This window comes from Flavobacterium sp. (genome assembly GCF_028689845.1).
GTDB lineage: Bacteria > Bacteroidota > Bacteroidia > Flavobacteriales > Flavobacteriaceae > Flavobacterium.
In genome coordinates this window covers 1-7,066 of sequence record NZ_JAQVCH010000055.1, presented here as the reverse complement: position 1 = coordinate 7,066, position 7,066 = coordinate 1, and the positions used below count along the sequence as shown (strand labels likewise).

The following is a 7,066-nucleotide window of genomic DNA, read 5'->3' as shown; positions in this document are numbered from 1 at the left end:
GAAACGAATATGCTTGTCTAATTTTGTATGTAAAATGCTTGTCACCACTTTTGCTTGTTTAGAATTAAACTACAAAGATAAAATTATATTATGAATGGCAGAAATTGACCTTTAGGTCGCTATATTTGGTGCGAATTCGGTGTCGCAGTGTGTACATTGCATCGGATGAGAGTTGATATTAATAATTCAAAAATAATTTTTTAAAATTTTGATTTAACAGAGCTTTGCTTCTAACCCAATATAAAAATGAGCTTTATGCCGTCAAAAAGAGCAGAATTACTGTACATAGAACAGTGCATGTAGCTTACTTCTAACATCACGAAGTGAATGGCTCTGAACCAAACCGAAAATCACAAGTTTACAATAGACTCTACAGAATAACTATTTTATTGTATTAGATTGGTTAAGAAAATTATTATCTGAATTTAAATCATCATTAATATCATGTTCATGTTTTTCAATAAAATACTCACGAAGAAGCTCCCATGAATTATCTAATAATAAATTTGTTTTAATTGCTTCAATTGCAAATATTGTTTTTGAAATATCGTATTCAATTGGGAATAGTTCTTGTGCAGCTGCTGTGAATGCTCTTGAGAATGGAACAATATCCATTACAAAATCATTGAAAGCATAAACCATTTTTTCAAGGTCAGTTGAGTTATTTTTTCTCTTTTTTAATATTTCAAGACAAACAAGATTCATTACTTCATTTTGAAGGTCTGCAATTGTTAGTTTTTTTTGCTTTTCTGAAAAATCAATTAATGATTCTTTTAAAATACTTAGTGCTTTTTCTTTTTCCATGTTTTATATTTCTATTATTTTCCAATTTTGTTAAGTTATACACTCTATCCTACAAGATATCTCCCTCATTTCTTATACAAATGTTTGACGCTCCGTTGATTCCCAACGACGAATACCACCATTTTGTGAGAATTAATTTGTTTTAAAACCGTTGGATATTGGGTTATATATAACAGTCTATTCCATAATCTCTTTCTATGATTTCTCTAATTATACAATTGTCTGGAATTTTTGAGGAGAAAAGTTTGAAAGAGGCAACTTCATAAATGGGTTGAGGAACTCTTTTAGGTAACCTCATTAGTATTAATATTAAAAATGTCTAGGTTAATTTATTTTTTATTATGAAAATTGCTAAAAGTGTCTGTTTCTTCTGCATGTAGTTTATTTATAAAATAATTTATTGAGGTTGAATCAATTTTCATAGTATTATCAACTCTCAATGGTTTAAAATAATGTTTTTCGTTTAAGTTTATAATTGTACTAATCAATGAAATTATTACAGCCGCAATTGAAATTATTCTTGTAATTCGATTATTTCTTTCGGATTTTGTTTTAAATCCATGGTTGACTAGATCTCTTAAAGCTTCAGTTGGTTGATAATAATACGAGCATTTTTCAAGTAAATTTGATAGTGGTTTGTTTATATAAACATCTATAGTTTCAATATCCTCCTTCTCTTTGGAAAAATCCAAAGGATTGATTAATAGACCTAATGCATTGCCACCTTCATGTCTTAGTAAATAACCATTTTGTAACAAATAGTTTAATAAATCATTTGCCTCATAAAATTTTCTTGTTATTTCAAAATAATCAGAGGAAGTAGAACTTTTCTTTCCCTTAATTTCAATTTTGAAATAATGATTTTCATTTTCTAGTAATTTATATTTATTATCACGCCCTACAATTGTCACTTGTGATTTAATACTTAATAAATCTCCAAAAAAAGAATGTGGTTTTAGAATCTTTTCAGCCCCCTTCTCCAAATTGACAATTTGTTCAAGGAATTTCTTTTCAAATTTGCTAAATACTCTCATATGTTTTTTTTAATAACTGCTGCTAACTGTAATAGGTGATACTCCATAATGTTATTGCACATACATCCACATTAGTTCACCTGATTTAGTTAATATGCTCTGGTTACCAGTAGTTTGGCTCACTCTTGAAGTTCGCCATAGATATGTAATAATACTATTTACACTTTATGGAAGTAAATTCTAAAAGTGTTATCATCATATCCTTTAGAAAATACCGTATCTCTAATTAATTCTAAATTATTGTAATTTTGAATAATTGGGAAATGTCCATTCCCAATTGCACTAGAATTAAAATATAAGAAATTCTCTCTCATATTCATATTAAAATAGACTATTGATTCAGTTTCTACTTTGCTTTTAATGACAGGTGTTTTTTTTGCTTTTATTACAATCATGTTATCAGTAAAACTTTCAGTTTCCTTTATGTCAAAAACATATTTGTAATTTTCATATTGAGAAGACTCCCATGTCCCCACAATCATTTTTGGATCAAAATCCTTCGAAATAATCAACTCTTTCTCTTTTTTCATCTTCATTATTTATTTAAAATTTATTTGCAATTATAATGCATTAGATTGAGAAAATAAAATTTCTTCGATTTTGTATAGACTTAACTGAAATTCTCGCGTGTTTAATTCTCCATTTTTATTTGCTTTATGTTTCTCCTATAGATAAAATTGAAATTTATAAATGTCGTTTTTGTTAAGCACAAACTTTGTTTTCTTTTTTTTTTGAATGGAACCTAACGACTGAGGCTATGGGCATTGGCGGTTTGCGGGCGAATTCGCTGTCGTGGTAACGACAAAGTGAAAGCGGGCGCAACACCTGCTAAATGCACTTCAGCCAGCCTGTGTCCATAGGCGTATGTTAGCACCTGGACGTTCTTGTTTATATATAGTGTTTTCATTATTTCTAGTTAGTCGTCTGTCAATACAGATATATTCTATGTCGTTGTATAAATAAAGTAGACTGTTATAACAAGTACGGTATCAGTTTGAATTTATACGGTGTTAGTTATAACAAGTACGGTGTCAGTTTGAACTTATACAGTGTTAGTTTGAATATGTACGGTATCAGTTTGAATTTATATGGTGTTAGTTTGAATATGTACGGTGTCAGCTTGAATTTATACAGTGTTAGTTTGAATATGTACGGTATTAGTTTGAATATATACGGTGTCTATTTGAACTTGTACGGTGTCTATTTGAACAAATACAGTCGTTATTTTATTTTTTCAAAGAACTACTTTGAAACTGCGGTTTTTAATAGTATAACCGCAGTTTCATTTTTTTACTTATTTCGTCCGTGAAATAAAACGGAGTTTAGATATTTGTTTGTATTGGGGACTTGTTGCACCAAATACAGAACTGTCTAATCGTAAATTCCAATTTTTCTTTTCAACCTTTTCAAACCGCACTTTCCAACCGAAACGCCAAAAACTAAAATAAATTCGGTAATATAAAATTCAGCCGTAGCCAAAAGTCATTTTCGGTTGTCAGTTCCAAATCGTTAGAATGAACCAGAATCTTAGTCTTACCATAAAAATCTGCGAGGAATTGTCCGCTAGTCAAAAAGCCAAAAAGTCGAGCAAAATTTGTCGCTTCAAATTCGTCTGATTATGTCGCAAAATCTGAAAAAGCGGTCAGTTCGTCAAAGATTTTCAACCGCCAGAACCTGAAATCTTCTTCTTTCTTACGCTTGGTGCTAACGACCGAGGCTATGGGCACGGGCGGTTTGCGGGCGTATTCGCTGTCGCATAGCGACAAAGTGAATGCGGGCGCAAAGCCTGCTAAGTGCACATCAGCCAGCCTGTGCACATAGGCGTGTGTTATGCGTTCGTAGTTTTGTCCGTTGCGTTCGTTTTATATTCAGCCATTAAGTGAGATTTCACCTCGAAAACCACTTTTCAGTCGTTTGTCAAACCGCAGTTTCCAACCGAAACGCACAAAAGTTGTCGAGTTTCTTATTTCTCTTTTTCTTTGTTTTCTATCTGCACAAAACTGTCACAAATTAACGAATAAAATCTTAAATTTTCTGTTTGTAAGTCAATGTTTTTCTTTTGTTTTGAAGTCAGAAAGTTGATTTGTCTTTTTATTTTGCCGGAAAAACTACAAAATCCACAAAGTGCACGTCAGCAAAATGTAATCATCGATGCGTTTGCTAATGGTTTTTCATAGATTACAATTTCAATCCTTAATACATCTAACTGATAATCCACTTTTTTTGTCGCTAAATGCAAGTGTTACCTCTGTGGTGTTATTTCGAATTGCCCAGTTGTATGCGCCCTCAAAATAATCATCTGCACACCAGCAGATACATAAATAACCTTCGTTGTTGAATTTGCCATAGTAGCGTGAACCACTCGGTAGAGCAGTAAAACCAGTTTGGTTTGTTGCCTTAGTATTTGGAGTTAACCAATTTTTGGTTCCAGTTTCTTTTAGTTTGCCTCCTGCTACTTTTTCTCCTCCTAAATAGGCAAAAAGTGTTTCCCATTCACTATTTGTTGGTATATGCCAGCCTTTAGGTGCTAGTTTTCCAGTATTTACTGCATACCAATTATAAAGTGCTCCATAATTTTTCTTTAGTAAAATAGAATCGTTTTTATACCAACAATAACCTGGACTTGTTATTGTTGTCCATTCTATACTATCAGAAATAGATGGAATTGCTGTCCCATCATTATATTTTGTCGTCTTTAGGTTTTCGACCATCCATGTCTGAGTTCCAATTTCAACAGTATGATATATATTACCGTCTATGTCTGTTACTGTATTTTTAAATGTTGGTTCATCTGTTTTACAGCTGCTTAAATTGATAATTCCAAGAACTAAAAGGGAAATGGTTTTGATTCTAAAGTTTTTTTTCATTGTGATAATTAATAATTTACTGATAAGTGATGTAATATATTATATTTCTGTCAAGTTTTAATCTAATTAACGATAACAAAACGTTTATTTATGTCGAAAAAGCTGATAGTTTGTCTAAGATTTCTCAACTGTAATTCAGTCTTTTTGTTTTTTTTACTATGACGCATAACGACTGAGGCTAAGAGCATTGGCGGTTTGCGGGAGTATTCGCTGTCGTGAAACGACAAAGTGAATGCGGGCGCAAAACCTGCTAAATGCACTTCAGCCAGCCACTGCACTTAGGCGTGTGTTAGTGGCATTAGCTTGTTAAGTATAGTTTGTTTTCGAGTCGTAAAATACAGGAAATCTGTCTTTTCGCACAAAAGTTGTCAATTCGTAATTTGATAGACTCACAACTCTGTCGCAAAGTAAAAACCTAAATTTCCGCACGAAATAAGTCGAGTTACAGATCTAAATTCTACAATTTGTCAAGTCGTACAAAACGGTTGCAAATTAACGAATAATAATTAAGACTCTAAACAGTAAATTCGATTTATTTTATGTTTCTTTTTTCGAGTCGAAACTTATAAAGCACCAGGAAACTGTCACAAACGAGTAGTTCCTAATTCGATTTTTTTTTTGTTTAAGCATTCTCTCAGACAAGTAGAAACGGGTTTTTTCTTCTTTCGACTTGTCATGAGAGTTTGTTTTTGTTTTCATTTCTGCCGATAAAACCATTTTCAGCCCGCCAACCCACAAAGTCAGTTAAAACCAATAATGTTTTGTTTCGTTTTTTTTTTCTGTTTCAACTCGCTAGTCGAACAAATATGTTGAAATAGGAGTGAAGTACTAATTTTTTTCAATCTGAATTCCCATATTTTCCAGTCGTAAGTGTCAACAGTCAGAAATCTAAAAGTTAGTCAGTCTTCCTTAGAAAATTCGCGTTGAATTGTCCGAGCGAAAAAGCTGAATAATGAGCAAAGTCAGTCCAACTACATAAGTGAAAAAGTCGTGGTAGAGGACAGTCCAACAAGAATTTTTCAACTAAAATTTGATTTTCTTTTTCATTTTTTAGCGTTGCCACTAACGACCGAGGCTATGAGCACGGGCGGTTTGCGGGCGTATTCGCTGTCGCACTGCGACAAAGTGAATGCGGGCGCAAAACCTGCTAAGTGCAAGTCAGCCAGCCTGTGAACATAGGCGTGTGTTATGGCCTAGTAGTTTCGTGTCAATCAGTCGTTTAAATGTCAGCCGATAAAATGTAAAAACTCTCGCAACTCACATTTCAGTCGACTGTCAAACCGTAGTTTCCAACCGAAAAGTACAAATGTTGTTGAGTTTCTTATATTTCTTTTTCTTCGTTTCCTGTCAGCACAAAACTGTTACAAATTAACGAATAAAATCTTAATTTCTTAGTCTGTAAATCAATGTTTTCTAACAGTTTTTCTTTTGTTTTAAAGTCAGAAAGTTGATTTGTCTTTTTGTCGCCACTTGAACTCAAAGTCAACAAATGAACAGTTATAAAAAATGAGTTTAGTTATCTTTTTTTGTTGATTCTGTTTCTGAATATGCTTTAAAATCTTGTTTGCAATTTTTGCAATAGTAAGTGCCTCTAATATTGTTCATTGGAGTTGAGATAAATACTGATAGAATTGCAAAAAAAACTTTCTTAATCCTGTTTTCCCCGAGTCCAAATGAAATGTTTTCTGAATTACAGTTTGGACATTTAATATTTTCAGTCTCTTCATCAATACTTAAAAGAGTATTTGCTTTTTCGAGGTCTTTTTCTTCAATCATAATTTGAATGCCTGCTCCTAAAATGCCATTGAAACCAGGCATTAAAGTTGTGAAATTGTCGTTCGTGAGGAAGCATTCAATTTCTTCATTTTCTAACATGTGCTTTACCATGTTAGCTTCAACAATATTATTACACGTAGTTAATCTAATTATACTCATATTATTCTTCATTTTTTGTCGCTGTCAAAATGCACTTTCAGCCTGACAACGAGCAGAGTCTGAAATTCAGTTTTCAAGTTGTCCTAACCGCAATTTATCAAATTTAGTCGTTCCGGCTCATAGTCGTAAAAGCTAAAAGTCCAATTTTTTCCTTAGAAAATCTGCGAGGAATTGTCCGCCGAGCAAAACCCCTAAAACCAGCAAAATCTGTCAAACCGACAAGTCATAAAGTCCAGAAGAAGTGGACAGTTCGTCAAAGATTTTTCAACCAAAATTCTGTCGTTTTACTTTTTCTACTATTGGCCATAACGACCGAGGCTATCGGCTTCATGGGCTGACAACATTGCACACGACTTCTAAATGCTAATTAATGATGCCGATAGGCGTGTGTTATGGCTTCGGTTGTTCTCTTTTCTTTTAGAATTA

At 32.9% G+C, this 7,066-nt stretch carries 5 protein-coding genes; all 5 read right to left on the bottom strand.

The genetic code is table 11. From position 1 onward, the window contains the following. Positions 1–381: 381 nt before the first annotated feature. Complete coding sequence (locus PHR76_RS12965) at positions 382–804, bottom strand: hypothetical protein (protein WP_300063539.1); 423 nt, start codon at positions 802–804, stop codon at positions 382–384. Between the two features lie 329 nt (positions 805–1,133). After that, complete coding sequence (locus PHR76_RS12960; RefSeq protein ID WP_300063537.1) at positions 1,134–1,838, bottom strand: hypothetical protein; 705 nt, start codon at positions 1,836–1,838, stop codon at positions 1,134–1,136. A 158-nt stretch (positions 1,839–1,996) separates the two neighbouring features. Then, complete coding sequence (locus tag PHR76_RS12955; RefSeq protein ID WP_300063534.1) at positions 1,997–2,368, bottom strand: hypothetical protein; 372 nt, start codon at positions 2,366–2,368, stop codon at positions 1,997–1,999. 1,656 nt (positions 2,369–4,024) lie between these two features. Then, entirely contained in the window at positions 4,025–4,705 is a 681-nt protein-coding gene (locus PHR76_RS12950; protein ID WP_300063531.1) for an FISUMP domain-containing protein, read from the bottom strand. 1,512 nt (positions 4,706–6,217) lie between these two features. Then, a complete protein-coding gene (locus tag PHR76_RS12945; RefSeq protein WP_300063529.1) occupies positions 6,218–6,652 on the bottom strand; it encodes a DUF2007 domain-containing protein in 435 nt (144 codons plus the stop codon). Positions 6,653–7,066 lie beyond the last annotated feature (414 nt).

What these genes read in the sequence shown, in the direction of transcription:
- PHR76_RS12965 (WP_300063539.1), bottom strand. Translation starts at nt 804, where the DNA reads ATGGAAAAAGAAAAAGCACTAAGTATTTTAAAAGAATCATTAATTGAT.
- PHR76_RS12960 (WP_300063537.1), bottom strand. Translation starts at nt 1,838, where the DNA reads ATGAGAGTATTTAGCAAATTTGAAAAGAAATTCCTTGAACAAATTGTC.
- PHR76_RS12955 (WP_300063534.1), bottom strand. Translation starts at nt 2,368, where the DNA reads ATGAAAAAAGAGAAAGAGTTGATTATTTCGAAGGATTTTGATCCAAAA.
- PHR76_RS12950 (WP_300063531.1), bottom strand. Translation starts at nt 4,705, where the DNA reads ATGAAAAAAAACTTTAGAATCAAAACCATTTCCCTTTTAGTTCTTGGA.
- PHR76_RS12945 (WP_300063529.1), bottom strand. Translation starts at nt 6,652, where the DNA reads ATGAAGAATAATATGAGTATAATTAGATTAACTACGTGTAATAATATT.